A 1501-nucleotide genomic window follows, 5' to 3' on the forward strand; every position below is an offset into this window, starting at 1 on the left:
GGGTGAGTGCCGCTGTTGAAGGGCGGCCAGGTAGCGGGTTTCGTCGTAGGGCACGCGGTCGTGCCAGCAGCGCCAGAGGATGCGGATCCATTTAAAAGCCAGCGCACGCAGGATGGTTTGGTGGTTCTTGCCGGCACGCTGCTGCTGACGGTAGTAGGCCTTGGCCCACGCACACTTTGGGACGGTTTGGCCGGCCCACTCGACGAAGGTCTGACGCAGGAAGATGGACGCGTTCCAACGCCAATGGATCCACAGCTGTTGACCACTCTTCACTTTGACCGGAGCGACCCCGGCATACTTCTGCAGGCTGGCGGCATCGGGATAACGGGCCCGATCGGTCCCGAAGGCCACGAGCAGTCGCGGAGCCAGAGCGGGACCGGCTCCCGGCAGTCCGGCGAAGATGATTGCTTCGGGATGCGCCGCGAAGCAGTCGGCAATCTCGGCCTCAACCTGCTCGATGTGTTGCTGCAAGGGCCGCAGCACGGCGACCAGCAGTTGGACCTTGCGCACGGCGGGATTGAGCACCGCACGGTCCGTGGTGAGCGGCCGCGCCGCAGCAATGAGCGCCAAGCGCTGATCCACGACCGCCGGTCGCCGGGAGGAGTGCGCGTAGTAAAAATGGCGCAGAGTTGTCGGCCTCGCCTTTTGCAGCCGCGCCAACTCGGGCCAGCGCTCCAGGAAGTCGAGAGCCAGCGGCGTCCACAGGCGACGGCCACACAGGGCCAGCGCCTGGGGGAAGTGGGTCTTCAGGGTGCTGATCAGTTCGACGGACAACTGGGTGCGCCGGTCCACCGCGCCCCGGCGGATCTCGGTCAACGCCGCCAGCTCGCGAGTCTGCGGGGTGTCGGGTTTGAGCCGACGCAACTGCCCGCGGTGCTGCGCGAGGATGGTCAGCAACACCTGCGCGTCGGGCAGGTCGTCCTTGGCGCCCGAGGGCGTGAAGGCCTTGCGGAACCGGTCGCTGGTGGCCGGGTGCACCGGATAGATCTCCAGCCACGGGTGGGCCAGCAGCGCGTGCACCACCGCGTTGCGGCCGCCTTCGATTGCCAGCGCGACCGGTCGGCCATCGCAGCGTCGCCCAAGTCGTTCGAGCCAGCCATGCAGCTCCTCCGCCGTTGCGGGGATACTGCCGTGCTCATCGCTCCCGGCGCCCGTGCGCAGGGCAAAGGCATGTTCGGAGTTACCCCAGTCCAAGGCCACCAGGGCCGCGTAGTCGTCGTCTTTCATCGTGGTTCTCCTGTTTTTGGATTTGGCGGGAAGGGGCTGCAGATTGTATCGTCCGGGACGTGGGTGAACGTCGGCTCCTGAGGATGCATGACCCAACCCTGTGCTGACCGGCCGCAGTCGAGATTTGGTTAGTGTTCGTCCAACAGAAACTCGCCGCATGTTCGTGCTGCGACCGATCAGCAAATTAACTCCTGATGCCCCCAATCCCAAGATGAGATCGCAGTGCCTCAGCCGTGTGGTTCACCCCGAGCCCACTCCAGTTTTACGCTTCCGC

At 65.4% G+C, this 1501-nt stretch carries 1 protein-coding gene; it reads right to left on the reverse strand.

The window, feature by feature from the left end; genetic code table 11:
• On the reverse strand, positions 1 to 1227 hold a 1227-nt coding region (locus AC0MRV_RS20865; RefSeq protein WP_472766461.1), incomplete at its 3' end, for an IS110 family transposase.
• Between the last annotated feature and the right edge of the window lie 274 nt (positions 1228 to 1501).

The sequence above is a fragment of the Actomonas spartinae genome (assembly GCF_051209155.1).
In the GTDB taxonomy this organism is placed as follows: domain Bacteria; phylum Verrucomicrobiota; class Verrucomicrobiia; order Opitutales; family Opitutaceae; genus Actomonas.